The organism is Psychrobacter sp. TWR1-1-1, assembly GCF_049895865.1.
GTDB lineage: Bacteria > Pseudomonadota > Gammaproteobacteria > Pseudomonadales > Moraxellaceae > Psychrobacter > Psychrobacter immobilis_A.
The window spans coordinates 126,276-151,102 of sequence record NZ_JAFCTE010000001.1 but is presented as its reverse complement, the minus strand read 5'-3'; the positions used below and the strand labels follow the sequence as shown (position 1 = coordinate 151,102).

Annotated in this window: 25 protein-coding genes and 1 pseudogene; 16 read left to right on the top strand and 10 right to left on the bottom strand. The window is 43.4% G+C overall.

Going from position 1 to position 24,827, the window contains the following annotated elements:
* Positions 1-15: 15 nt before the first annotated feature.
* Entirely contained in the window at positions 16-933 is a 918-nt protein-coding gene (gene argF, locus ACP69U_RS00640; protein ID WP_193012283.1) for an ornithine carbamoyltransferase, read from the top strand.
* Positions 934-1,048: 115 nt separating this feature from the next.
* Here the strand turns inward: argF and rpiA are convergent, their stop codons facing one another.
* From rpiA to ACP69U_RS00615, 5 genes are all read right to left on the bottom strand, one after another.
* On the bottom strand, positions 1,049-1,708 hold the full coding sequence (gene rpiA / locus ACP69U_RS00635; RefSeq protein WP_426137484.1) for a ribose-5-phosphate isomerase RpiA: 660 nt from the start codon (positions 1,706-1,708) through the stop codon (positions 1,049-1,051).
* A 139-nt stretch (positions 1,709-1,847) separates the two neighbouring features.
* Positions 1,848-3,158, bottom strand: a complete 1,311-nt coding sequence (locus tag ACP69U_RS00630; RefSeq protein ID WP_426137483.1) for an arsenic transporter — start codon at positions 3,156-3,158, stop codon at positions 1,848-1,850.
* Positions 3,159-3,239: 81 nt separating this feature from the next.
* Positions 3,240-3,986, bottom strand: a complete 747-nt coding sequence (gene arsH, locus ACP69U_RS00625; protein ID WP_426137482.1) for an arsenical resistance protein ArsH — start codon at positions 3,984-3,986, stop codon at positions 3,240-3,242.
* On the bottom strand, positions 3,976-4,380 hold the full coding sequence (gene arsC / locus ACP69U_RS00620; RefSeq protein ID WP_426137481.1) for an arsenate reductase (glutaredoxin): 405 nt from the start codon (positions 4,378-4,380) through the stop codon (positions 3,976-3,978). The genes arsH and arsC overlap by 11 nt, the downstream gene beginning before the upstream one ends.
* Positions 4,381-4,435: 55 nt before the next feature.
* On the bottom strand, positions 4,436-4,798 hold the full coding sequence (locus tag ACP69U_RS00615) for an ArsR/SmtB family transcription factor (protein ID WP_238048499.1): 363 nt from the start codon (positions 4,796-4,798) through the stop codon (positions 4,436-4,438).
* A gap of 195 nt (positions 4,799-4,993) precedes the next feature.
* On the opposite strand from ACP69U_RS00615, the gene ilvA reads away from it, so the two are divergent.
* From ilvA to ACP69U_RS00570, 9 genes and pseudogenes are all read left to right on the top strand, one after another.
* The gene (ilvA, locus tag ACP69U_RS00610) at positions 4,994-6,547 is read left to right on the top strand and encodes a threonine ammonia-lyase, biosynthetic (protein ID WP_238033878.1); all 1,554 of its coding nucleotides are present in this window, start codon (positions 4,994-4,996) and stop codon (positions 6,545-6,547) included.
* A gap of 350 nt (positions 6,548-6,897) precedes the next feature.
* Positions 6,898-7,050: pseudogene (locus ACP69U_RS00605) on the top strand (excalibur calcium-binding domain-containing protein); the annotation flags it as partial.
* A 29-nt stretch (positions 7,051-7,079) separates the two neighbouring features.
* Complete coding sequence (locus ACP69U_RS00600; protein ID WP_426137672.1) at positions 7,080-7,760, top strand: FMN-binding negative transcriptional regulator; 681 nt, start codon at positions 7,080-7,082, stop codon at positions 7,758-7,760.
* 125 nt (positions 7,761-7,885) lie between these two features.
* Positions 7,886-8,326 (top strand): RNA-binding S4 domain-containing protein, encoded by a 441-nt coding sequence (locus tag ACP69U_RS00595; protein WP_238048500.1) that lies wholly within the window; start codon positions 7,886-7,888, stop codon positions 8,324-8,326.
* 206 nt (positions 8,327-8,532) lie between these two features.
* Entirely contained in the window at positions 8,533-9,027 is a 495-nt protein-coding gene (locus ACP69U_RS00590; RefSeq protein WP_426137480.1) for a low molecular weight protein-tyrosine-phosphatase, read from the top strand.
* A 134-nt stretch (positions 9,028-9,161) separates the two neighbouring features.
* Positions 9,162-10,268, top strand: a complete 1,107-nt coding sequence (murB, locus tag ACP69U_RS00585) for a UDP-N-acetylmuramate dehydrogenase (RefSeq protein WP_426137671.1) — start codon at positions 9,162-9,164, stop codon at positions 10,266-10,268.
* Positions 10,258-11,031: a YdcF family protein gene (locus tag ACP69U_RS00580; protein ID WP_201605788.1), complete on the top strand. Its 774-nt coding sequence runs from the start codon at positions 10,258-10,260 to the stop codon at positions 11,029-11,031. The genes murB and ACP69U_RS00580 overlap by 11 nt, the downstream gene beginning before the upstream one ends.
* A 125-nt stretch (positions 11,032-11,156) precedes the next feature.
* Positions 11,157-11,453: a cbb3-type cytochrome oxidase assembly protein CcoS gene (gene ccoS, locus ACP69U_RS00575; RefSeq protein ID WP_109589980.1), complete on the top strand. Its 297-nt coding sequence runs from the start codon at positions 11,157-11,159 to the stop codon at positions 11,451-11,453.
* Between the two features lie 208 nt (positions 11,454-11,661).
* Positions 11,662-12,564 carry a sulfite exporter TauE/SafE family protein gene (locus ACP69U_RS00570; RefSeq protein ID WP_109589982.1) on the top strand — a complete coding sequence of 301 codons (903 nt, stop codon included), beginning with the start codon at positions 11,662-11,664 and terminating at the stop codon, positions 12,562-12,564.
* A 149-nt stretch (positions 12,565-12,713) separates the two neighbouring features.
* Here ACP69U_RS00570 and ACP69U_RS00565 read toward each other — a convergent pair whose 3' ends face one another.
* Both ACP69U_RS00565 and ACP69U_RS00560 read right to left on the bottom strand, forming a co-directional pair.
* Complete coding sequence (locus ACP69U_RS00565) at positions 12,714-13,868, bottom strand: DEAD/DEAH box helicase (RefSeq protein WP_426137479.1); 1,155 nt, start codon at positions 13,866-13,868, stop codon at positions 12,714-12,716.
* 289 nt (positions 13,869-14,157) lie between these two features.
* Positions 14,158-14,373, bottom strand: a complete 216-nt coding sequence (locus ACP69U_RS00560) for a cold-shock protein (RefSeq protein ID WP_011513806.1) — start codon at positions 14,371-14,373, stop codon at positions 14,158-14,160.
* A 477-nt stretch (positions 14,374-14,850) separates the two neighbouring features.
* Here ACP69U_RS00560 and aroQ point away from each other — a divergent pair, with 477 nt between their 5' ends.
* Both aroQ and ACP69U_RS00550 read left to right on the top strand, forming a co-directional pair.
* Entirely contained in the window at positions 14,851-15,387 is a 537-nt protein-coding gene (gene aroQ / locus ACP69U_RS00555; RefSeq protein ID WP_109589984.1) for a type II 3-dehydroquinate dehydratase, read from the top strand.
* Positions 15,388-15,535: 148 nt separating this feature from the next.
* Positions 15,536-16,837 (top strand): ABC1 kinase family protein, encoded by a 1,302-nt coding sequence (locus ACP69U_RS00550; RefSeq protein WP_426137478.1) that lies wholly within the window; start codon positions 15,536-15,538, stop codon positions 16,835-16,837.
* Positions 16,838-16,885: 48 nt separating this feature from the next.
* Here ACP69U_RS00550 and ACP69U_RS00545 read toward each other — a convergent pair whose 3' ends face one another.
* Positions 16,886-17,716 carry an ion transporter gene (locus ACP69U_RS00545; RefSeq protein ID WP_045446426.1) on the bottom strand — a complete coding sequence of 277 codons (831 nt, stop codon included), beginning with the start codon at positions 17,714-17,716 and terminating at the stop codon, positions 16,886-16,888.
* Positions 17,717-18,117: 401 nt separating this feature from the next.
* Between ACP69U_RS00545 and ACP69U_RS00540 the strand changes: the two genes are divergently transcribed.
* Positions 18,118-18,867 carry a YebC/PmpR family DNA-binding transcriptional regulator gene (locus ACP69U_RS00540; protein WP_193008138.1) on the top strand — a complete coding sequence of 250 codons (750 nt, stop codon included), beginning with the start codon at positions 18,118-18,120 and terminating at the stop codon, positions 18,865-18,867.
* Between the two features lie 101 nt (positions 18,868-18,968).
* On the opposite strand, the gene ACP69U_RS00535 is transcribed toward ACP69U_RS00540, so the two are convergent.
* Entirely contained in the window at positions 18,969-19,541 is a 573-nt protein-coding gene (locus ACP69U_RS00535) for a methylated-DNA--[protein]-cysteine S-methyltransferase (protein ID WP_109589990.1), read from the bottom strand.
* Positions 19,542-19,619: 78 nt separating this feature from the next.
* Positions 19,620-21,044: a signal recognition particle-docking protein FtsY gene (gene ftsY, locus ACP69U_RS00530; RefSeq protein WP_426137477.1), complete on the bottom strand. Its 1,425-nt coding sequence runs from the start codon at positions 21,042-21,044 to the stop codon at positions 19,620-19,622.
* A 353-nt stretch (positions 21,045-21,397) separates the two neighbouring features.
* Here ftsY and ACP69U_RS00525 point away from each other — a divergent pair, with 353 nt between their 5' ends.
* The 3 genes from ACP69U_RS00525 (at position 21,398) to ACP69U_RS00515 (ending at position 24,775) form a co-directional block, all read left to right on the top strand.
* Positions 21,398-21,562, top strand: coding sequence for a hypothetical protein (locus tag ACP69U_RS00525; protein WP_157908393.1), 165 nt, complete (start codon positions 21,398-21,400; stop codon positions 21,560-21,562).
* An 84-nt stretch (positions 21,563-21,646) separates the two neighbouring features.
* A complete protein-coding gene (locus ACP69U_RS00520; RefSeq protein ID WP_426137476.1) occupies positions 21,647-23,158 on the top strand; it encodes a M16 family metallopeptidase in 1,512 nt (503 codons plus the stop codon).
* Positions 23,159-23,227: 69 nt separating this feature from the next.
* Positions 23,228-24,775, top strand: coding sequence for a M16 family metallopeptidase (locus tag ACP69U_RS00515; RefSeq protein ID WP_426137475.1), 1,548 nt, complete (start codon positions 23,228-23,230; stop codon positions 24,773-24,775).
* The last annotated feature ends 52 nt before the right edge of the window (positions 24,776-24,827 follow it).

Genomic DNA, 24,827 nt, shown 5'->3' with positions numbered 1-24,827 from the left:
ACTGCTAGGATTACTATGAGTTTGCGCCATTTTTTGACCTTATCTGATTTAACCAAACAAGAACTAGAAAACCTTATAAAACGCGCCAGCGAATTACGTAAGATGCAGCATGCTGGCGAGATATATCAGCCATTTGTTGGTCGTACGCTTGGCATGATATTTGAAAAATCCTCAACCCGTACGCGCATCTCGTTTGAGACGGGTATGGGTCAGTTTGGTGGTAGTGCTATATTTTTATCGCCAAATGATACCCAGCTTGGGCGTGGTGAGCCACTAGAAGACTCCGCTCGTGTCATATCGAGCATGGTCGATATCATCATGATTCGTACCTTTGGCCACGAAAAAGTTGAGACCTTTGCTGAATACTCAAGTGTTCCTATTATTAATGCTTTAACTGACGAGTTTCATCCTTGCCAGCTACTGGCAGACATGCAAACCTATTATGAGCATCGCGGTAGTATCGAAAATAAAATCGTCACTTGGGTCGGTGATGGCAATAATATGTGCGCATCCTATATGCAAGCGGCCCATCAGTTTGGCTTTGAGCTACGAGTAGCAGCGCCTTATGGTTTCGAGCCTGACCCTGAGCTGATGAAACGTTTCTCGCATTGCGTCAGTATTGTCGAAAACGTGCAAGAGGCAGCGAAAGATTCAAACTTAATTGTCACTGATGTATGGGCAAGCATGGGACAAGAGTCTGAACAAAACACTCGTGCGCGCCGTTTTGCCGCTTATCAAGTAACGCCATCGCTATTAGATAAAGCCGATCCTGAAGTGGTATTTATGCACTGTCTGCCCGCGCATCGTGGTGAGGAGATCTCTCATGATATGCTTGACGACCCACGCTCAGTGGTATGGGATGAAGCTGAAAACCGCTTACATGCACAAAAAGCCTTGATGGAATTCTTATTACAAGACAAAATCAAACTTTAAAAAATATAGTCGTAACCTATTTATCAAAGGATAAGTATAAAAAAGGCAGACCACATTTAGTATGGTCTGCCTTTTTAATTTTTGCTCGACAATTATTACTCAGCTAACGAGCCATTTAACGCATCAACGTCTCGACCCCACCGCTACTTGCTTTAAGCAATACATCAGCTTGATTGGCCGCAAAAATACCATTACACACGACACCCACAATATTATTCAGCTCTTTTTCAAGCGCTATCGGATTACTAACATCCAAATCATAAGTATCTAAGATGACGTTACCATAATCAGTCACAAAATCTTCGCGGTAAACTGGCTCACCGCCCATACCGGCTAATTGCCGTGCGACATAAGAACGTGCTTGCGGCAGTACCTCAATCGGAACAGGAAACTCGCGACCTAGCACCTCAACGCTTTTGCTCTCATCAACCATACATATAAATTTGTTAGAAGCCGCTGCCACGATTTTCTCACGAGTGAGCGCGCCGCCGCCGCCTTTTATCAATTGCAAATGCTCATTGACCTCATCTGCCCCATCGATATAAATATCAAGCGTACCAGCAAAGTTTAAATCCACTATCTCAATACCAAGGGCACGAAGTTTGTCTTCAGTGACCTGTGAGCTAGCCACCGCGCCAGCAAGCTTTACAGTTGGCAATAATTCAATCAAACAGTTGACCGTACTGCCTGTGCCTACTCCAAGTATCATGTCATCTTCGATATAACTTAGAGCCGCTTTGGCTGCGGCTTGCTTTTGTGCTTGCTGATCACTCATCATAAATCCTTGGCAAAATAAACGTATCGCTTTAAAAAAAGTAAAGGGTAAAAAGGTAAAATGCGCCGCCATTATACCCGATGAGTTTAATGAATGTCTTGCGATTAGCGTGGCTATTACGCTGACATTGATTCAAATTTTAAAATGAAGACAGATAAGGCAACCAAACAACCAAAGCCAGTAGCGTGACCAATAGTACGGGCGGGGTAATGAGCAGTCCAATCTTCATATACTGCCCCCAACTGATTTTATAGTCTTTTTCTGCCAATACATGGAGCCACAATAAAGTCGCCAAACTACCGATAGGTGTGAATTTCGGCCCCAAATCATTACCAATCACATTGGCATAAATCATGAGCTCTCGAGTGGCAGCAGGTACTTGCGCACTATCAATCGCCAGTGCACCAACCAAAGTGGACGGCATATTATTCATGACAGAGGCTACAATAGCAGAGAGGAATCCAGTTCCTACTGTTGCGATGACCGTACCCTGCTGCCCCAACCAACTCAATACTTGAGCACCATAGGCAGTCAATCCTGCATTGCCCAAGCCATAAACCACCAAGTACATACCGATGGAAAATAATACTATTTGCCAAGGCGCTTTTTTCAAAACATCGGATACAGAAACAACGGCATCACGACCCCCTTGCCACCAGCGACCTGCTATAGCCATTAACAGTAACGCCGCCACTCCTGTCACCAAGGAGATGGCAATGCCCAATGACTCAGTCGTAAAGTAGGCAATAAGTAGCAACGCGAGCAGTGGAAAGGCCGCTTTAAAGACCAGCGGATCTTCAATCGCAGACTCTGGTGCACTCAAATCAGCAATGGAGTAGTGTTTTGGAATGTGCCGCGCATAGACCACCCATAATACGGCGAGCGTCGCCAATACAGAGACAATATTGACCAGTATCATCACTGCTGCATAACGACCAAAACCAATGTCAAAATAATTAGCACTAACAATATTGACCAGATTAGAAGTGATTAACGGCAGACTTGCGGTATCAGCAATGAAACCTGTTGCGATAATAAAAGCCAAAGCGGATGGTGGTGAGAATTTAAGACGTAGTAAGATAGCGATGACAATCGGTGTCAGTAGCAATGCTGCCCCATCATTGGCAAAAAACGCCGAGATAAACGCGCCTAAAATCACAATCATAGGAAATAGCAAACGTCCTTGCCCATTGCCAAGCCTAGCCACATGCAGTGCTGCCCAGCCAAAAAATCCGGCTTTATCTAAGATAAGCGAGATAATGATAAGCGCCACAAAGGTAAAAGTCGCATCCCAAACGATGTCCCACACAATGCCAATATCGGAGAGCTTTACCACGCCAAAAGCCAAGGCAATCAACGCACCGCCCATTGCACTCCAGCCAATACCCAGTCCTTTGGGCTGCCATATCACTAAAACCAAAGTCACGATAAATATAATCAATGCGATCATTGAGTAACCTTTTTAGGCTTAATTATTATAAGAACAATTATGTAAGAGCAAGTATTAGAAAATGAAGTATTAGAAAATAAATTAGAGTGATTTTTGATTGACGCGCTGCGACAGCTCCTCTGCGCTTTCTACCCGTTCAGAGTAACGGTCAATCAGATAGGCTGAGCGTCCACGGGTCAGCCAAGTGAATTTCACCAACTCCTCACAAACATCCACGAGACGCAAATATAAAGGAGACTTATCCATACGATCATCGTCGTTAAATTCCAAAAAAGCTTTAGGAATAGAGGACTGATTGGGTATGGTAATCATCCGCATCCAACGCCCAAGAATGCGCAATTGGTTAACCGTATTGAAGCTTTGACTGCCACCGCTGACTTGCATCACTGCCAAAGTTTTGCCTTGAGTCGGACGTACACCACCTAATGACAATGGAATCCAGTCAATTTGTGCTTTCATAATACTGGTCATACTGCCATGACGCTCTGGGCTCACCCACAGCATACCTTCTGACCACTGCGCCAACTCTCGCAGCTCTTGTACTTTTGGATGATCTGCATCAGCAGCATCAGGCAATGGTAAACCCGTCGGATCAAAGGTTCGAACCTCACAACCATACCAACGCAATAGACGGCTCGCCTCTTCACTGGCCAGTTTAGAGAATGAGCGCTGGCGTAGAGAGCCATATAGCACCAATATTCTTGGCGCATGGCGCGGGTCATTTGTTCCAATTAAAGACTCAATATCGATAGGCTGTATACTGTCTGCATCAATATTGGGCAAATCACACAAATCGATCACATCTAAATCTGCTGTTTTATTTGCCATGATAAATCACTTCCCCATCTTCTTTAGTGAAGCTGCTCACGGGATTCTCTAATAATTCAAATACGCATTCTGAGGGACGGCATAATGCTGCGCCTTTATTGGTGACCACGATAGGGCGATTGATTAAAATGGGATGGGCAATCATCGCATCAATGATTTGATCGTCAAACAATTCAGGATTGTCTAATCCTAACTCATCATTGACAGGCTCTTTGCTTCGTAACAGCTCTCTTGGTGAAATTTGCATTTTTGCCAATAGCTCAACTAAATAATCACGGCTTGGTGGGGTCTTAAGATATTCAATTACTTCTGGATTTTCGCCTGATGCTTTCATGATGGCCAATGTATTGCGAGACGTACCGCATTTTGGATTGTGAAAGATTAATGGTTTCATAGCAATCTCACTTATTGTCTGAATATGTTGTTTGAGTTCTGAATATATAGCTATATTACTCACTGTTTACGTCATTAGTATTAACAACCCCACATCCGCTTAAACTGTCCATAAGAGACGCACACAATTCTGGATGTCCCGCACAACAATCTTGCAATAGAAACTGAATAACCTCCTCCATATGTGACAGTGAGGCGCGATAAATTATCTGCCGACTGTGCCGTTGAGACACCACCCACCCTGCACGAGCCAGCACGGATAGATGAGCTGACATTGTGTTATGAGGCACAGACAGTTTGCGAGCTATTTCACCCGCTGGCAGACCAACGGGCTCTTGGCTGACAAGCAACCTAAAGGCCTTGAGACGAGTATCTTGAGAGAGCGCAGCAAAGCTGTCGATAGCATTAATTATTTCCATATGTCCAATAATACAGACATATGGAAATAATTCAATATTTTATTTAAAAAATATTGAGATAAAACCAACCCTATCTTTCATCAAAACTTAAAATCGCTGCAAAAACTGCAATAGGGTCTTGCAAGACCGTTAAAATCAGCATAGGCTAATCTATTTAATTTTTCTATTCATCCACACTTTTTATTAGGGAACATTATGCTGTCACATTGGGTACGAGCCATCTTGCAAGCCACCGTCTATGACGTGGCAATTCAAACACCACTTGAAGCGGCGCCCAAGCTGACCCAACGTTTTGCTAATGACATTCGTTTTAAACGCGAAGACTTGCAACCGGTCAAATCCTTTAAATTGCGTGGTGCCTATAACCGAATTAGTCAGTTAAGTGATGAGCAAAAAGCACGTGGCGTCATTTGCGCCTCAGCAGGTAATCACGCACAAGGCGTTGCTTATTCTGCGCGTAAACTTGCCCTAAACAATATCATCGTGATGCCGACCACCACACCTGACATTAAGGTCGATGCGGTTAAAGCACTGGGCGGCAACGTCGATTTGTATGGTGATAGCTTCGATGAAGCCAACCGTTATGCAATCAATCGCGCTGAAACAGAAGGTCTGACCTTTATTCCCCCTTACGATGATGAATTGGTGATTGCCGGACAAGGTACCATTGGTCTTGAACTCACCCAGCAATGGCGCAATATGGATTATGTGTTTGTCGCGGTTGGCGGTGGTGGTCTCATCTCAGGTGTCGCGGCATTCTTAGGTGAAGTTGCGCCGCATGTCAAAGTGATTGCGGTGGAAGCAGAGCAATCAGCTTCTCTTAAAGCGGCGCTTGAAGCCAATGAGCGCGTTAAGCTTGAGCAAGTTGGGCTGTTCGTCGACGGCGTGGCAGTTGCTCAAATCGGCGAATTGCCATTTGAAATTGTCCGTATGCAAAAGAGTGATAAATCAGGCCCTTTAGTCGAGCCTGAAGTCGTGACTTGTACCAATGACGAAGTATGCGCGGCGGTTAAAGACATCTTTGAAGAAAATCGCAGTATCGTTGAGCCTGCGGGCGCGTTACCCGTTGCTGGTATGAAAAAATATATCGAAGCCCATAATCTGCAAGGTAAAAACTGCGTCGGTATTATTTGCGGTGCCAATATGAACTTTGACCGCCTACGTTATATCGCTGAGCGTACTGAGATTGGTGAGAAAAAAGAAGCCATCTTTGGTGTGACAATTCCTGAGCAGACAGGCGCTTTCTTAAACTTCTGCCGTAGCTTACATGGACGCAATATCACTGAATTTAATTACCGCGCTGATAGTAAAAAATCACCTGATTCCATGGAACCTGCGGCAATTTTTGTCGGTATCGCACTAAAAGAAGGCGACAAAGAGCGTAAAACCATTCGTACGCAATTGGCAGCTGATGGCTACACGGCTCATGATCTGACCGATGATGATATTGCCAAATCGCATATCCGCCACTTGATTGGTGGTCATGCGCATGTTGCAAACGAGCAATTATTAAGTGTGGTTTTCCCTGAACGTCCAGGGGCATTGCTGAAGTTTTTAGAAAAGCTAGGTGATGACTTTAATATCACTTTGTTTCATTATCGCAATCATGGTGCCGCCGAAGGTCGCGTATTGGTCGGTTTGCAAGCGTCTGAAGGTAATTCTCGTCAATTACAAGACGCGTTACTCGATATCGGCTATGACTGCACCATGCTCAATGACAATATCGGTTATCAATTATTTTTGAAATAAAAATAGACTATCAATCCATCAATGGCTGTTTGTTAATCACTAAAAAGCCGCCATTGATGAATGAACAGTGATTATGCATTGGTAGCTTTCATTAATTCATAGCGACCATGACTAGGTAATAAACCGTGACTCAAAAGATATTGATCTTTGTATTATTACTGGTTTTAGCACTTTTGGGTTATAAGATGCTGCAACCTGACAACACGACCAGTAACCCTATTGCTAACGTTGCGACTGATACTCCAGTTGACGCTGATTTTACCTCAACTGATCTGGATGATATACCGCCAACGTACGTCGACTCAGATGCAACGTCAACATCAGTCTCGGCAGTAAAACCAGTACTCACGTCGTCAGTATCAAGCTTTACCTGTGATGGCAGGAAGCATTGCTCTCAGATGACGTCATGCGCAGAAGCCACTTACTTTGTACAACACTGCCCGAATACCAAAATGGATGGTAATAATGACGGTATCCCATGTGAGCAGCAGTGGTGTCGCTGATTTTATATCAAATATAAACTGAGAACAGCATCCATACTCCTGCTATTTTTTCCGAAGAAAACCTAGAAAATATCATTGGATTTATCGCAGCCAATCCCTTAGCAACCTTGGTTGCTCAAACCAAAGATGGCATCGAAGCCTGCCATATACCACTCTTCTGGCATAACGATAACTTTATGCCTGATGCTAGTGTTGATTCTGATATTAACTCTAATGCTCAGCACGGCTATCTTTACGGTCATTTCGGTCGTAAAAATCCTATTTATCAGAACACCTTACCAGATACTGCGTGGTTAATTATTTTTCAAGATTCTGGACATTATATTAGCCCCAACTGGTATCCTAGCAAAGCGAAAACCCATAAAGAAGTGCCCACTTGGAACTATCAAAGTGTTCATATTCAATCCAAAATTGAGTTGCTTGAAGACGCCGATACGTTGAAATGGATATTAGCAACCATGACTGCACGGCAAGAGGTGCTATCCGACCATCCTTGGTCATTAGATGAGGCACCTGCTACTTATATCGATGCTATGTGCCGAGGGATTATTGGCTTTAAGCTGCCCATCGATTCTATACAAGCCCAATTTAAATTAAGCCAAAATAAAACCGTAGAAAATATCACAGGTGTGATTAATGGTTTAGCGCAGTTAAAGACAAATGATGCGGCAGAAATGGCGATGAAAGTTGCCAATCAGAATAATGGCTAAGACGAGACTTTCTCTCTTTACCATAAAAATCTATTTTTAAACATTTTGATAGCGCAGGGCTCTTTCAATTTGCAAAAAAGCCACCATTATTATTATCTTACTTTATGGATATCGATGAGGTTTTGATGAGTAAACACAACAAAAACCACAATCAGCCTAGCCATAGCCAACCTGATGTCGTGCGTATGCGCCTCGATAAGTGGTTGTGGGCAGCACGATTTTATCGGACACGTAATCTCGCCAAAGAAGCCATCGAAAGCGGACGGGTACATTATGCGGGTAGCCGCGTAAAGACCAGTAAAGAGATTATGGTTGGCGATGAACTACAGATTCGTCAAGGCTCAGCCACTGCCATGACTGAAAAGACCGTCATCGTTGAAGCACTAACGGCGCAACGTGGTAATGCGCTCGCTGCTAAAATTTTGTATTCAGAGACTGAAGAAAGCGAAGAGCGCCGCGCTTATCATGCTGAGCAGCGCAAACTTGCCAATCTTGCACGGCCTGATAATAAACCCAACAAAAAAGAGCGCCGTGACCTTCAACGCTTTAAGCACAAACAAGAATAAGCTGGTCAAAGTACGACCTTAGATTATAAATAATATCATCGAAAATTCGTGAACAGATGACCGTATTGTTTAGCTTCTACTCTTGCCATTCAAGGCATTAAACGTTACGCTGACAGCCGATTTACTTAATTAATTGCATGCTAATAAAAGCCGCACTAACATGCCGGTCTCTTATAGCATGTTTTTTTGTTATACAAGGTCATATTATGCTGATGAAAACCTGTACTCCGTCTTCTGTATTATTGGTTTGTTTGGGAAATATTTGCCGATCGCCAACGGCTGAAGAAGTCTTTCGTCAGCAAGCAGCGATTGCTGGATTGTCAATCAAAGTAGATTCAGCAGGAACGAGTGACTCGCATATCGGTCATGCGCCCGACACTCGCTCGCAACGCCATGCAAAAGCGCATGGTTATAAAATCAATAAACTGGTCGCCCGCCAAGTCAGTGCCGATGACTTTCGTAATTTTGATTTAATTCTAGCGATGGATACACAGAATTTAGCTGATTTACAAGCCATCAAAGACAGCTTGATAGAGACAGAAGACAATTTGGCTAAGTTGGCTTTATTTAGTGAGGAAGATCCTACTTATGGCGGCGATGTGCCAGATCCTTATAAAGGCGATGGTGATGACTTTGAAGAGGTGATTGAGCGTATTGAATCAAGCGCACAAGCGTGGATTGAAAGCTGGAAAGCTTGCTAACGATAAAGCTAACTTTCTGCCACCTTTGTGTCTTTCACCCTCTATAATAAACACTGTGTAATCCATTATCTATCTGCCACATGGGCTATGTTATGACCTCAGTTTCACGCTTGGATTCTAGTACTCAATTTGCCATGACCACTGATTTGCCAGCGAGCTTATTGACCCGTAAACTAGTCGATTTGTCACATGGTAATACCATGGCCTTAGCCTGTGTCGCGGATACTGTCGTGACACTGACGGCTGAAGCACAGCTTGATGATTTTATGGCAAATTATACAAAAGACATAGCGCAAAATAAGCCATTATTTGTGTTGTCTGGCGGTAGTAATGTGTTATTACCAGCGCATCTGAATGCTATCGTATTGCAGCCCCAAATGCGCGGTATCAGCCTAACCGCTCAGACAGATAGCCACGTCGATATCGCAGTAATGGCAGGCGAAAACTGGCATGACTTGGTGGTATATACGGTCAGTCAAGGTTGGTATGGGCTAGAAAATCTGGCACTAATCCCGGGGCTAACTGGTGCGGCACCCGTACAAAATATCGGTGCTTATGGTGTCCAACTAGAAGACTGCTTACAGTATGTACGAGCCTATCACTTACCCACTCAAACTTGGCATCATCTCACAGCCGCCGACTGCGAGTTTGGCTATCGTGACAGCATTTTTAAACGTGCGCCTAATACCTGGTTAATCAGCTGTGTTGGATTCAGATTACATACCGATGCAACCAAAATCCTAGCCAGCTATGGTGATGTGCAAACCGTTGCACAACGCTATGCCGAGCAAGACGATCGTACGCAGCCAGTGCCTGCGGATATCATGCAAGCGATTATTGATATTCGTCAGCAAAAACTCCCTAATCCCAAGCATCTGCCAAATTGTGGTAGCTTTTTTCAAAACCCCATTATTCCTCAATCGCACTTTATTGCTTTACAATCGACCTACCCTACTATCGTCGGCTACGCTATGCCTGATGCCATGGTAAAGGTTGCGGCAGGCTGGTTGATTGAACAGACAGGCTTGAAAGGTGGTGGTATTGCACCGATTGTCACCCATCAGCAGCAAGCCTTGGTGCTGACCAATCATGCCCCTTATCACGCCACTCAAGATGATGTAGCAGATGCCCAACGACATATCGTCGATACGGTTTATGAAAAATTTGCGATTCAGTTAGCGCGTGAGCCAGTTTGGGTAAATACTGACGGCTCTATTGGGTATGATGAGCATGTGGTCTAAGCGGCTATTATCTAAGCGACTATGGCGTTATTACCTGCGTTCAGCTGAGCGTATGATAAAGCTATTTCGCATTATTAATATTACCTTTTTACTTGGTTCAACGACTGTTATTTTAGTACTCATCAGCCTATTCACGCCGCTGTTCTCCCAAGCGATTGTTTATCTATTTACGCTTTTGCCATTGCCCAGCCTACCCTCTGCTGCGTTGAGTTCACCGCCTACCGCTTATGTGGTGTTAGGCGGCGGACTAACCAATGATCATGACAATCAAATTATTCTTAATAGCTACAGCCTCAACCGTGCCCGTACCGCTGCCAGCGCTTATCACGACTTACCCCTACCTATTGTGCTAAGCGGTGCTGAAGCGCCATGGCTTGGTCAATGGCTCATTGAGCATGGTATTGATGGGCTGATAAGCGAAAATGCCAGTATGAATACCTGCGAAAATGCGCGTTTTACCGCCAAACGTATTCCACTGCATCATGTGTATCTCATTACTGACAGCTACCATATGGCACGTGCTCGTAGACAGTTTGCCTTAAATGGTATCAATAGCACACCACTTAGCGCCCCTTTACCAGTGAGCCGTGACTGGATGAGACCTGCGCAAAACTTAAGTCATTCTCGACGCGCTGTTTATGAAGTTGCCGCTTATTTACGCGATGTGATACGTCCTCAAATGAATTGTCGTCATGCCAACGACGTGACCTCACAGCAGCTGTTAACCCCTAGAGGTAACGCAGCAAAAAAACCTGACGAATAGATTTCAATACAAGCAGGTAGCCAGTTCAATATCTTTTGAGCACTCACCCTAATCACTACCGGTCATCCACTATACTTGTGATGAGTGTATAATAACAAAAGAAAATGCTATTTAAGAGAGTTACCATGCTCAGTATATTTTTGTTAATTCCATTAAGTCTCATGCTATTTGTGGTTGCCATTTGGGCAGTACGCTATGCGGTCAAATCAAACCAGTTTGAAGATTTGGACAATGCATCACAGCGCATCATATTGGATGATCGCCAAGAGCGACGGCAAACCATACAGGCTCATGATTACTCAGCGCCTATTTCGCAGAATGACGATACCACAGTGACTGATATAGTCGCTGATGATAAGGTGATCCATCCTGATATAGAGTCAATTGATCATGCTGACCTTGATAAACAGCCAAAAATCTAGCATTGAGCTACCTTATCTATAGTAGAAGCTATTGAAAGTGTGAATATATGGCAACCGAGCGCAAATCGTACGACTTAGTACATTGAACGAGGTGGATGCCATAACCACTTATCAAGGCTTGGACTATCTGCGTAACCTACTGTTAAGTGTTGGTTAAATGCCGATTGTATACGTAGGTTTGCTTTTCATTTTTTAGGAGAATCGCCCCATGACCACCGCTTTACTTATTGCGGCACTACTGATGGGATTTTTTGGTTCACCGCATTGCTTAGGCATGTGTGGCGGTCTGGTAACAGCATTTGGGCTATCGATGAAAGACGTCAGCCCTACCAAGCGCCGTGCTCTTGTGGCAACTTACCATTTAGGTCGTTTGACCAGTTACGCATTTTTGGGTTTGATGGCAGGACTGATTGGCACCACTGTACTAGAACCCTTAATGAAAGGTAATAGTACGCCACGTATCTTGCTAGGCTTGGTGTTAGTATTCGTCGGCGTGACCATGCTTGGCGCACCATTTTTAAAAAATCTTGAGCGTTTTGGTATGCGATTTTGGCAATATCTCAGCCCACTTCGTCAAAAAGTATTTCCACTCAATACCTTTCCGCGAGCATTAACGGCTGGACTGCTTTGGGGATTTTTGCCTTGCGGATTGGTTTATGGTGCATTATTACTTGCAGTGGTCGCTCACAATCCACTAAGCGGTGCTGCACTCATGTTTGTGTTTGGCTTAGGAACCGTACCGATGCTAGTCGCCACGCACGAAACCGTTGGTTGGTTACGTGACAAGATTGGACGTTTTCGCTTGAGACAGCTTAATGGCGCTGTCATGGTATTATCTGGCTTAGCCGTTGTGTTTGTCCCTATAGCAATGTCTAGCATGCATGGGGGGCATGATATGTCCAATATGCAAGGCGATCATATGCAAATGAGCGATTCACAAATGATGGATATGCCGATGGATACAAATATGGATCACAGCAGCCATAATATGATGCCAACTGATAACAACACAACTCCCCAAAGTATGGATCATAGTATGCATGATATGAGTGATGGCGCGATCAACACGAACCACGATGAACATTCTGAAATGATGGAACAAGCTCAATAGAATCATCGACAATAGATATTGTTAAAATATAAAATCATTTAACATCAAAATCTGCCATATAAAAAAGCCCTTAACATCAATCATGACGTTGAGGGCTTTTATGATTCCAACAGCTATACACTATAGTAGAACTGACGGCTTATAAATCACTATTCTTGCCACTGCTCAAGGGTAAACTTAGTATCTAAGTGCTTCTCTAGCGCGGGTATATTAAAAGCATCATCTTCACTCACAAAACTAATGCTGATGCCTGTCTGTCCAGCACGACCCGTACGACCAATACGATGCACGTAATCATCTGGCTGATCAGGCAAAGTATAATTAACCACGTGGCTAACATCATCGACATGGATACCGCGTCCTGCGACATCAGTTGCCACCAAGATAGAAGCATGACCATCTTTAAAACGCTGTAAATACTTTTCGCGTTTTTGTTGAATGACATCGCCTGACAACATCGCAATTTTATGCGCTTGACGCAGCTTATGATAGAGACGCTTGACTTGGTCTTTACGATTGGCAAAGACAATCACTTTATCCACTCCCGTATCACTGATGATACGCTGCAACGCTTCTAATTTTTGATCTTCTGTCAGTAAGTAAAAGTGCTGATCGACTAACTCACTGGTTTTATGTTCTGGCTCGATTTCAACAAACTGCGGCTCATGCAACCAGCGATAGGCTAGATTCATCACATCCTGATTAAAGGTGGCAGAAAACAGTAAGCTTTGACGGTCTGTATTGGCTGGCATCCGACCGACCAAACGCTTGATGTCAGGGATAAAACCCATATCTAGCATGCGATCTGCTTCATCTAACACCAGTACTTCCACTCGATCTAAATAGACCATGCCTTTATTGGCAAGATCAATCAAACGACCAGGTGTCGCGACCAAAATATCAACGTATTGACGCTCAAGCTCATGCTGCTGAGTCTCATAATTGGTGCCACCCATGATACAAACACTGTGTAGCGAAGTATATTTGGTCAAAACGATACAATCATCAAATATTTGCTGAGCAAGCTCGCGAGTTGGTGCCATAACAACGGCACGTGGCTCACCCAAATAACGCTCTTCATCATTGGTAAAAGGACGTTTAAGCAAGGCTTCCATAATAGTCAATAGAAAGGTTGCCGTCTTGCCAGTACCCGTCTGCGCCTGTCCAATAGCATCTTGATTTGCCAAGGTATACGGTAATATTTGTGCTTGGATGGGCGTCAATGCCGTAAAACCTAGATCGCTTACGGCACGTAAGGTCGGTGCTGAAAGTGGCAAATCAGTAAACGTGGTAAAATTACTCAAAAAAATATCCTTTTAAATTAATCACTTGTTCATTACTAATAATAAGTAGACTCATGATAAATAGGCTCATGATAACCCGTTATATTGCTATCTAAATTAAGCAGCAACAATATGAAATCTATATATAGCTGACTGAGATACGGGCATAAAAAAAGCCAAGCCTAACGCCTAATCCCACCAAAAATGCTGATTTTGACTCAACATGGGTAAGATAAAACGGGCTTGACTCAGTAGTATATCAGTAGTGTCTACAGACATTATAGCTAAACCGCTCTAATGACTGGATAGATTACTCCTCTACTTTTCTGACTTCTTCAGCTTGAAGGCCTTTATCACCTTCTACCACACTGAATTCGACCTTTTCGCCATCTTTTAGAGAACGATAGCCATCACCTTGAATCGCGCGGAAATGGACAAAAATATCTTCTCCGCTGTCACGTTGAATGAAGCCAAAGCCTTTTGAGTCATTAAACCACTTAACGATACCTTGCTCACGAGCTGACATAATATTGCTTCCTAAAAAAGTCCGCTTAGCCCCAAATTCCTTTGCAACATTGCATATAAACGGGATCTAAGATGATGAAATCAAAAACTTAAGAGTACTACCCTCACTACTATCACCTACATACCGCATCTATAGCAAATAACGGTATGTAGCAACACAGTGAGTATTTACAAACATAACGACTGTCTTACTGATTGCTCTACTTCGGCAGTAGCAACAAACTTGCAATAATTATTGCATAAAAAATATCATAGCACGGGTTTTTAGCAACATAAAGACTTTTAACATGATTTTTTGGCTTTAGCTTTATTTTTCCTGTAATTTTTTTATAACCTCGCCATCAAGCTGTTATCATAAAGAGAAAGGTTTGATTAAACTGTGCAATTTTACGCTTATGCCATTTCATGCTTATACAGTATCTAAACCTTATAACAAATAATAAATCCTCAACCTCGTTTCATCGTTATAGAGACCATTATGACCTCTCCTTCTCAGTCTATACCAACCGTCACGCCTTCGAAGCAAAATGCCGATAAAACACTCACTCATAAGTTATTGCTCGTTAATGGGGTCAATTTGAATTTATTGGGTAAGCGCGAACCTGAGATTTATGGTCATACGACATTAGCAGATATCGAGGAACGTCTGATCGCACGCGCAGCTCAGCACGGTATTGAATTGATATGTATACAATCCAATCATGAAGGTAAACTGATAGATGACATTCAATATCATGGACTTTTAGCGGATACCGCCCTGCAAGTAGATGCCATTATCATTAACCCCGCCGCCTTTACTCATACCTCGGTTGCGTTACGTGATGCGCTCTTGGCCACACAAAAACCGTTTATCGAGGTACACTTATCCAATGTGCATGCGCGCGAGCCTTTTCGCCATCATTCTTATCTAAACGATGTCGCCGTCGGTGTTATTTGTGGTTTGGGGCATCTGGGTTATCAAATGGCATTGTCCTACTGGCTTGATAGCCTCTACTCTGTCACAATCAGCGATTAATGCTTAATGCTTAATGCTTAATCCTGATTACCGAAAATCATGAATTGTCTAACTATACTTTATCAATAGCACACGAGTTAAACAGCAATTGTTTGACTAAAATACTAAAATTATGGCTGAGCAAACAACCCACTATATGGTGATATGAATGGCAAAATCGTCTGGAAAGCGCTTTATGAAATTGGCTGGCATGACAGCAAGCATTGCCGGCAAAGCAGCTAAAAACTCATTTAAGCACCTCTCAAGTGACGAAGAAAAACGTTTGCAAGCACGCTCAGAGCTGATGCAAGATGTGGGCATTCAGATAGCCGAAACGTTGGGTGAAATGAAAGGCGCGGTGATGAAAGTCGGGCAAATTGCCTCACAATATAAAGACGTGTTCCCACCAGAAGTAGCGACAGCGTTAGAAAAGCTGCAAAAAGATGCGCCGCCCATGCCCTATGCGCAGATACGTGCACAAATTGAGCGCGAGCTTAAAGCGCCTGTCGCAGAATTATTTAGCGAATTTGATGAAACACCTTTTGCGGCGGCTTCCATCGGTCAAGTGCATAAAGCCGTTTTGCCATCTGGTCAAAAAGTGGTGGTTAAGGTCCAATATCCTGATGTCGATGAAAACTGTGATAGTGACCTCAAACAAGTACGCATGGCACTAAAAATTGCGGGTGTGCTCAATATGAGCAAACAGTTGCAAGAGCAACTATTCAACGAGATTCGCCAAAGTTTACATGATGAATTGGACTATATTAAAGAGGCGCATAACTTACGAGTGTTTGGCGCATTTCATGCAGAAGACAAGGGTCTTATCATTCCTAAAGTCATTAGCAGCCACTCTTCTAAACGGGTTTTAACCCTAACAGAAGAGATGGGAGAAACCCTAACCGTCGCGGCGACTTGGGACAATGACATCAAACAAGACATAGCCAAGCGCCTGTTCCACTTTACCGCAGGACAACTATTTGGCTTATACCGTATGCACTGTGATCCACATCCCGGCAACTTTGCTTTTCGCAAAGATGGTAGTGTGGTGGCTTATGATTTTGGCGGCATTCGTAGCTATAGTGACAGCGAAGTTCAATTGTTCCGCCGTTTTGCCAAGCATGCCATTAAAGGAGATGTGACTGCCCTTGAGCAAGACCTCATCGCTCTTGATATTCGCCGTGATGACGATAAAAATATCCCCGGAGAGTTTTATGAGAAATGGCTATCCATTGGGCTAAAGCCTCTGTCTATTCAACCTTATCAACAAGGCGCTTTTGATTTTGCTCAAAGTCAGGTTCATCACGAAGTCATTGCTCAAATGCGGACGTCATTGAAGTACTTTGGTCAATTCCAACCTTCTGCAACCACCATGATGCTAGATCGCACAGTGTCAGGACAATACTGGAACTTGGTCAACCTCGGTGTTGAGATTGACTTATCACCGCTCGTTAGTGAATATATTGATGTATAACGATATAAAATATAAAGTGTTAAAAAAGCAGACAACGCACAAACACGGCTAAATATGCAAAGCGTGTCCACAACGATCACAGAATTCTGCTGCAATGGCATGACCGAATTTGCCACAATTAGGACAAGTGACCGGATTGAGTTGCGGACGCATATTACGTGCCAGCTCAGAAGTAAAAATCCCCGTTGGCACTGCAATGATCGAATAACCCGTAATCATGACCATGCTCGCAATCGCTTGACCTAACGGTGTTTTGGGTGACATATCACCGTAACCGACCGTGGTCATGGTGACGACTGCCCAGTAGATAGACAGCGGAATACTGGTAAAGCCATTTTCAGGACCTTCTACCACGTAAATAATCGAGCCGAAAATCGTGACCAATAATACCAGCGACAAAAAGAATACCGTGATTTTTTGCTGACTGGTTTTAAGCGCCGACGCCAAAAATCCCGCTTGCTGCATATAAGCTTTGAGCTTGAGTACGCGAAACACACGTAAAATACGCAAAACCCGTATCACTAATAGATACTGTACCCCCACAAACATGAGGCTTAGGTAACTTGGCAGCACAGACAATAAATCGACTACCCCAAAAAAACTAAAGACGTAACGCACGCGGTTAGGCGCTGAAAACAACCTGAGCGCATACTCTATCGTGAATAAAATGGTAAAAAACCATTCAGCATAAAAGAATATAGTGCCATATTGCAGGCGCATGTATAGCACACTGTCAAGCATGACCACAGCCACACTGGTCAAAATCGCAATCAATAATACAATATCAAAAAGTTTACCCAAACGGGTATCTGTGCCTTCAATAATAATATGAATGCGGTTGCGCAAGTGGGTAATGGCTTCAGCCGTCGGTTGCTTCATATAGTCAGTAGTATCGAGTCAGTAGCGATATAAAATTAATGGCTTGATGGCAACCAATGATTTAAAATACGCTGGATAAGGCCAAGTTAGTCAAAATAGATAAAATTGGTTTATAATATTGTTCACAGGTCACATGTGAATACAATCACTAAGTTGCCACAGTGTAGCAAAAAAGCACTCTCAACAAAATACAAATCGTTAACGTGTCGGTAGCTCTGTTACTTCAAAGAGATAGCGCAAGCTATATCATAGAAACAGGTGATCTGAGGTGTGTCATCATGCAGATTGAAAAATCTTAAAATGTATAAATACTCTTATTCATGACACACTCATAGTGAAAGATTGTTATTAAATACTTGTTTTAAGCACAATAAATAATACGCAAAACTTAAGGATGTTATATGGCAGGCCATTCAAAATGGGCAAATATTAAACACCGTAAAGCCCGTCAGGATGCGGTAAAAGGTAAAGTATTCACTAAAATTATTCGTGAAATTGTCTCTGCTGCCAAGCAAGGTGATCCTGACCCTAACAAGAATCCGCGCCTACGTGCTGTCATTGAAAAAGCCCTATCTGTCAATATGACACGAGATACCATCAACCGTGCAGTAGCTCGTGGTACAGGCGGTGATGACAATGACAATATGGACGAAGTAAGCTATGAAGGCTATGGCATCGGCGGCGTTGCCGTACTTGTCGAAACCTTGACTGACAATCTTAACCGAACAGTCAGTGAAGTACGCCACGCCTTTACCAAAAATGAAGGCAATCTGGGTACTACTGGCTCGGTCGCTTATCTATTTAATAAGCGCGGTGAAATCATCTTTAATGATACAAGCCTAGAAGATGAAGTCATGCTAGTGGCATTAGATGCAGGCGCGCTTGATATCGAGAATGATGGTGAAAGCTTGCTCGTCATCACTGAATGGGAAAATTTCGGTCACGTCAAAGATGCGCTTAATGCTGCAGGTTTGGTCTCTGACAATGCTGAAGTGACCATGGCACCGTCTACCAGTGCTGAAATAGACAATGTCGATGACGCACTAAAAGTCATGAAAATGATTGATATGTTAGAAGATATCGATGATGTGCAAGAGGTTTATAGCAATGTGAACTTCTCAGATGCGGTAATGACCCAACTTGAGCAATAGTTTTATCCCGCAACCCTTTATGTCTCACACATCAAAAAGCCAAACGTTTTAAATGTTTGGCTTTTTTTGTTTAGTATTATGTGACGAGCGCTTCGCTCCTACTAAGTTTTGCAAGTGACACCTTCGAGAGCTAGCAAGTATGTTTTCTTATCCAGTCCACCTGTATAGCCACCAAGCTTGCCATCGCTAGCAATGACTCGATGACACGGAACGATAATGCTAAAAGGGTTTTTACTATTAGCATTAGCAACCGCGCGAAACCCTTTGGGACTAGCGACATTTTGTGCCAGTGTCGCATAGCTTATTGTTTCGCCATAGCCAATATCTTGTAACGCTTGCCAAACTCGTTGCTGAAACTTGGTTCCTAAGCTTATATCTAATGGCAAATCGAATGCCTGACGATCCCCTTTAAAATACGATTTTAATTGCGCTATAGTCTCTATGAGTAGCGCTTGGGCAGGCTCATTTTCGCTTAGGCTATCTTCATTGATAAGCGTAAAGCTCTGATCGACAAGCCCATAGTGTTTCTTAAGTTTGGGAATGGATTTTGAGCTATGCCAAGAGTCACCTGCTAGCAGCCAATTGACTTCTACCAGCTTAGGGCTACTATGCTCATTGACACTCGCAATTAACGTTAGCTGGTGTGCGCCAAAAGCGGCTGTGGTGACTATCATGATGCTTCCTTTCAAATGATGATATTTTCAAAAATTATTCATCGACTAAAATGATCTATTAAAATGACCTATCGAGCGCTACTCTTTATCATCGGTCTCAAATAAGGCGGCGACAAATTGTTTTGGACTAAAGGCACGTAAATCATCGATCGATTCACCGACCCCAATATAGCGAATAGGCACATCTGTCGTTTCGGCAATATTAAAGACCACACCACCTTTTGCAGTGCCATCTAGTTTGGTAATGGTAATACCGGTTAATGGTACAACTTTGTTAAAGAGTTCTACTTGATTAATCGCATTTTGACCCGTGCCAGCATCGAGGACAATCATGCCTTCGTGCGGTGCGCTTGGATCAGCTTTACGCATAACGCGTACCACTTTTTCAAGCTCAGCCATTAGGTGGGTTTTATTTTGCAAGCGTCCAGCAGTATCAGCGATTAATACATCGATATTTTTTGCTTTGGCAGACTGCATGGCATCAAAGATAACAGAAGCACTATCAGAGCCATGACCTTGAGCGACGACTGGAATATTATTACGCTCACCCCAAATTTGTAGCTGTTCAGTGGCAGCAGCGCGGAAGGTATCACCAGCCGCCAACATGACGGATTTGCCTTCACCTTGTAAGCGCTTGGCAAGTTTACCAATCGTCGTGGTTTTACCGACACCGTTGACACCCACAACTAAAATCACAAAAGGTTTTTTGCTGGTATCAATAATGAGTGGTGCGACTTTTGGCGTTAAAATATCAACCAGTTCAGTTTGCAACGCTTTATATAATGAATGCGCATAAATCAAATCACCACGGTCTGTCTGATCGGTCAGACTTTTGATAATACGATTGGTCGCGTTGACACCGATATCGGCGACCAACAGTTGGTCTTCAACTTCTTCCAATAGCTCATCATCAATCTCTTTGCCACCGATCAAAATACTGACCATACCTTCGGCAAGATTTTTACGCGACTTACTTAGCCCCGTTTTCATGCGGTTAAACCAGCTGCCTTTTTTCTTATTTTCTTGCAGCTCTGTAGATTCGATTTCTGCTTGAGTGGTCGCTTGTACCGCACTACTCGCAGGACTGACGTTTGGGCTATCGCCAAGTTGCTCTTGTAATGGCATGGTTGGGGCAGTAGAAATAGTGCTAAGCTTAGTATCAATATTTTTATTATTATCGTTATCAGCTGATGAAGCGCTTATAAAGCTTTCAGAGGCATTTTTGGACGTGCTTTGCTCTTCTGTCCTCACAATTGGCGCACCCAAAGCAATGTTTTGTGCCGCACCAGCACTTGAGACATCTTTGTTTATCGTGCTGTCTTTTTGCTGATCTTCGATGCTTTGATCATTGGACGCTTGGATGGAGCCTGCATCTTCTTTCTCATCGATAATGGGCACAGATTGCGAAGGCAGACTGGGTAAGGTAATATCATCGTCATCTAAGTCATCAAGATTGCCATCGAGATTAATGATTACACGACTGCTATTATTGGAGTTATTCATAAGCTTGCCCTAAAAGTTATCACGGTCAGTTATTTGATTATTTTAAATGGGTTGGTATATCGTCATGTTTTTGTCATGGACCATGACCCACGACAGTCAATTTTTAGCCTAGTTTATCATAATTCGAGTTGTGCTCAGACCTTACCATCATAGCCTATCGTCAATTTTTGCAAATCTGGCAAGTCATACCATCTATTTAGAAAGTTTCGCTTAAGATTTGGCAACAAAAATCTGACCTTACACATGCTAAACTTCGCCTACTCTACCAGAGTTTATTGTAGAACAAGCCTTATTCCAAAACTTAACAACTACTTCACTATCGCTCACTCAACCCTCATTTTTAGGAATTATCTATGCCATCACTATCTAATACTGACAAAACGTACGGTAAAAAAGCAATCAGCATCAGCGCAGCTTTATTAGTAGCAACACTGGTGCTATCTGCGACAGGCTGTAATACCACCCAAGAATTTAAGCCAACAGCCAGTGTGATGGTTGGGGCACATAAATCTTTATAAAACCTGCTATCTATCGTTAGTATTTAGAGTGATCTAACCACTGATCAATTTACAAGTTACCATTTTATATAAGTAGAATATACCATGCCACTGCCTTTATCACCTTTGCCCTTACCTACCGCCTCTCTACGTCTTGCCTGTGCCTTAGCAATAGCAACGACTCTTGCTGCTTGCCAAACCAGTACTATCAGCGCCAACACATTGTCGACTGCTCAGAAGCCAGTCATTCAAAATACCTTGGGTAAAGATGGGCTAAATACCGCTAAATCAGGTCAAGACATTCAGCCCTCATCAGCATTGACCATGGATATGTCAGGTCGACACGAATATCAATTAGAAAACGGTCTAAAGGTAGTGGTAAAAGAAGACCATCGTGCACCTGTAGTAATGACTCAAATCTGGTATCGAGTTGGGTCAGCAGATGAGCCACTGGATAAAGGGGGCATCTCGCATTTGCTTGAGCATATGATGTTTAAAGGCACTACTAACGTTTCGAGCGACGACTATGAGCGCTTGATTGCTAAATTTGGCGGCGTCAATAATGCGTTTACCAGCTACGACTATACGGGCTATTACGAGCTATTCCCTGCCAACCGTTTTCCTTTGGCATTAGAGCTAGAAGCGGATCGTATGAAAAACCTACTGTTTAATGAGCAGGAATTTACCAAAGAGCACCAAGTGGTCATGGAGGAGCGCCGCCAACGCACTGATGATAATCCACTTGCCAAGGCTTATGAGTCATTTCGCTTATTGGCACTCCCGAATAGTCCAAAAGGCGAATCCGTTATTGGTCCGATGGATGAGCTTGAATCCATTACCCTTACAGATTTAAAAGACTGGTATAAAACATGGTACGCACCAAACAATGCAACGTTAGTCATCGTTGGCGACGTTAAACCGCAAGAGGTGTTGGCTCAAGTCAAACGTTACTTTGGTGAGCTAACACCAAGCGATCTACCTAAACGTCCTGCCGTCAGTCAAAAAGGCTTCCGTGGCTATCAGCAAGTCGACTCCGAGCAAGCCGTACAAGTACCAGTATTGTTAATGGGTTATAACGTACCCAGTCTCGTCACTGCTGGTGCAGCTAATGAAAAACAAGCTTATGCGCTCTCACTGGCTCAAGATGTATTAGACGGTGGTCTCTCTGCGCGCCTTGAGAGTCGATTGATACGCGAGCAAGGTCTACTGACCACAGTGGGCACTTCATATGACTTGCTAGATCGTGGAGATGGACTGTTTTTGATACAAGCGACTCCACGTGAAGGTGTCAGCTTAGAGCAAGCACAACAAGCCATTATGGCTGAAATAGAAAAGCTCAAAACCGATCCCATCGCCGCCGATGAAATCGAGCGTGCCAAAACCAATACGGTCACAGGGCTCGTCTATGCGCAAGACAGTATGGAAGGTCAGGCGCAGATGATTGGCTCCTTACAGTCTATCGGTCTTGACGATACGCTGCTTGCTGAATTGCCCACCAAACTCGATAGCGTGACGATTGCTGACATACAAGCTGCTAGCAAAAAGTATTTGGTAAAAGACAATTTAACAGTGATGCATGTCATCCCACCTAAAGACCAAGCAGCGACAGAGAAATAATCGCGCCGTGTTAGCTCTTTATTCGATACAAGCGCCAATCATAAAGACCTTATTTATAAGAAGAAAACCATGACTCAAAATAGTGATTTGTTGCAAAATAGAAAAAAAGCGTGCAGCTCAATACCATCAACAATCGCCACCATGCAAAAGCTGTCGCATCTTAGTATTGGCATCTTGCTAGGTCTAACAACGTTGACAGCACAAGCAAACACAACAGGTGCTGAAGAATATCGTGGCTCTGCGGCCGTGGATACCAGCGCACCAATTGCCGCATTATCAAAGCTAACCAGCCTTGATGATGATAAACCGTTAACCGTTACCATCCCAACGATTCAGCAGTTCAAAACCAAGGCAGGCGTTCCCGTACGTTTTGTACAAACAACAGCCTTACCGATTGTCGATATCGACTTGCGTTTTAACGCTGGTAGCGCCCGTGATGGCAGTATTAGTAACACAGGTTTTGGTATTGCTAATATGACTGCCACTATGTTGACGCAAGGCTCTAAACGCTTAGACGAAAATGAATTTACTCGTGCTGTCGAAACCTTGGGTATCAACCTAAACAGTAGTGCTTATAAAGACATGTTTATTGTCTCACTACGTAGCTTATCTGATGATAAGCATCTACTTCCAGCCGTTGATTTAATGACTCAGATGCTCAGCGAACCTGCCTTTGACGACAGCATCCTAGCACGTAATAAAGCACGATTATTGGTTGGTTTACAGCAGCAAAAACAAGATCCCAACAGCCTTGCTAGCATTGCATTTAGCGAAGCATTGTATGGCGAGCATCCTTACGCCCATCCATCAGCGGGTACGCTTGAAAGCGTTCCTACTATCGAAAAGCAACAACTGATAGATTTCAAAAACCGCTATTTGGTCGCAGCAAATGCCTCTGTTGCCATCACTGGTAACCTAACCTTAGAGCAAGCAAAAAAACTGGCGGAAGATATCACTAGCAAATTACCGAAGGGTCAGCCTGCAACTGAGCTGCCTGAACCAAAACCACTGAGCCAAGCCAAGCACATTCATATTCCCTTTCCAAGTACTCAAACCACCGTACTCATGGGACAATTGGGAGATAAGCGCGCCACCGATCCCCAGTCTCAGCAGAAGCAAACCAACTTTGCGGTTGGTAATGAGGTACTTGCAGGCGGTGATTTTAATGCGCGACTCATGACTGAGATTAGACAAAACTTGGGCTACACTTATGGCATATCAGGCTCTATGAATCCCATGCTGGCACGAGGACCGTACCAAATCGGTTTTTCAACGCGTAATGACAAGGCGCGCGCGGCCATTGATGCCAGCTTAGCCGTTATCAATGACACTTTAGCAAAAGGTATCACCAGCACTGAGATGCGCTTAACGACGGACAATCTTAAGAATAGCTTTCCGATGGGTTTTGCGAGCAATGCAGGAATTAATGGCTTACTTGGGATGATGAATTTTTATCAATTACCAAACAGCTATCTGACTGATTATGTCAAACGTGTTGATCAAGTAAAGCTATCAGAAGTCAATCAAACCATGCAAGATACCCTTAAACCTGATGATTTCCTGATTGTCACCGTTGGACAAGAGGATCCTTGGAAAGATAAAAAGACCAATAAATAGCCGCACAAAGAAATGCTGGGCAACACTATTTAGTATTGCCCAGCATTTCTTT

What these genes read in the sequence shown, in the direction of transcription:
- ACP69U_RS00520 (WP_426137476.1), top strand. Translation starts at nt 21,647, where the DNA reads ATGCCACTGCCTTTATCACCTTTGCCCTTACCTACCGCCTCTCTACGT.
- ACP69U_RS00630 (WP_426137483.1), bottom strand. Translation starts at nt 3,158, where the DNA reads ATGATCGCATTGATTATATTTATCGTGACTTTGGTTTTAGTGATATGG.
- ACP69U_RS00550 (WP_426137478.1), top strand. Translation starts at nt 15,536, where the DNA reads ATGGCAAAATCGTCTGGAAAGCGCTTTATGAAATTGGCTGGCATGACA.
- ACP69U_RS00570 (WP_109589982.1), top strand. Translation starts at nt 11,662, where the DNA reads ATGACCACCGCTTTACTTATTGCGGCACTACTGATGGGATTTTTTGGT.
- ccoS (WP_109589980.1), top strand. Translation starts at nt 11,157, where the DNA reads ATGCTCAGTATATTTTTGTTAATTCCATTAAGTCTCATGCTATTTGTG.
- argF (WP_193012283.1), top strand. Translation starts at nt 16, where the DNA reads ATGAGTTTGCGCCATTTTTTGACCTTATCTGATTTAACCAAACAAGAA.
- aroQ (WP_109589984.1), top strand. Translation starts at nt 14,851, where the DNA reads ATGACCTCTCCTTCTCAGTCTATACCAACCGTCACGCCTTCGAAGCAA.
- ACP69U_RS00515 (WP_426137475.1), top strand. Translation starts at nt 23,228, where the DNA reads ATGACTCAAAATAGTGATTTGTTGCAAAATAGAAAAAAAGCGTGCAGC.
- ACP69U_RS00580 (WP_201605788.1), top strand. Translation starts at nt 10,258, where the DNA reads ATGTGGTCTAAGCGGCTATTATCTAAGCGACTATGGCGTTATTACCTG.
- arsH (WP_426137482.1), bottom strand. Translation starts at nt 3,986, where the DNA reads ATGGCAAATAAAACAGCAGATTTAGATGTGATCGATTTGTGTGATTTG.
- arsC (WP_426137481.1), bottom strand. Translation starts at nt 4,380, where the DNA reads ATGAAACCATTAATCTTTCACAATCCAAAATGCGGTACGTCTCGCAAT.
- ACP69U_RS00525 (WP_157908393.1), top strand. Translation starts at nt 21,398, where the DNA reads ATGCCATCACTATCTAATACTGACAAAACGTACGGTAAAAAAGCAATC.
- ilvA (WP_238033878.1), top strand. Translation starts at nt 4,994, where the DNA reads ATGCTGTCACATTGGGTACGAGCCATCTTGCAAGCCACCGTCTATGAC.
- ACP69U_RS00615 (WP_238048499.1), bottom strand. Translation starts at nt 4,798, where the DNA reads ATGGAAATAATTAATGCTATCGACAGCTTTGCTGCGCTCTCTCAAGAT.
- rpiA (WP_426137484.1), bottom strand. Translation starts at nt 1,708, where the DNA reads ATGAGTGATCAGCAAGCACAAAAGCAAGCCGCAGCCAAAGCGGCTCTA.
- ACP69U_RS00540 (WP_193008138.1), top strand. Translation starts at nt 18,118, where the DNA reads ATGGCAGGCCATTCAAAATGGGCAAATATTAAACACCGTAAAGCCCGT.
- ACP69U_RS00590 (WP_426137480.1), top strand. Translation starts at nt 8,533, where the DNA reads ATGCTGATGAAAACCTGTACTCCGTCTTCTGTATTATTGGTTTGTTTG.
- murB (WP_426137671.1), top strand. Translation starts at nt 9,162, where the DNA reads ATGACCACTGATTTGCCAGCGAGCTTATTGACCCGTAAACTAGTCGAT.
- ACP69U_RS00595 (WP_238048500.1), top strand. Translation starts at nt 7,886, where the DNA reads ATGAGTAAACACAACAAAAACCACAATCAGCCTAGCCATAGCCAACCT.
- ftsY (WP_426137477.1), bottom strand. Translation starts at nt 21,044, where the DNA reads ATGAATAACTCCAATAATAGCAGTCGTGTAATCATTAATCTCGATGGC.
- ACP69U_RS00545 (WP_045446426.1), bottom strand. Translation starts at nt 17,716, where the DNA reads ATGAAGCAACCGACGGCTGAAGCCATTACCCACTTGCGCAACCGCATT.
- ACP69U_RS00560 (WP_011513806.1), bottom strand. Translation starts at nt 14,373, where the DNA reads ATGTCAGCTCGTGAGCAAGGTATCGTTAAGTGGTTTAATGACTCAAAA.
- ACP69U_RS00535 (WP_109589990.1), bottom strand. Translation starts at nt 19,541, where the DNA reads ATGATAGTCACCACAGCCGCTTTTGGCGCACACCAGCTAACGTTAATT.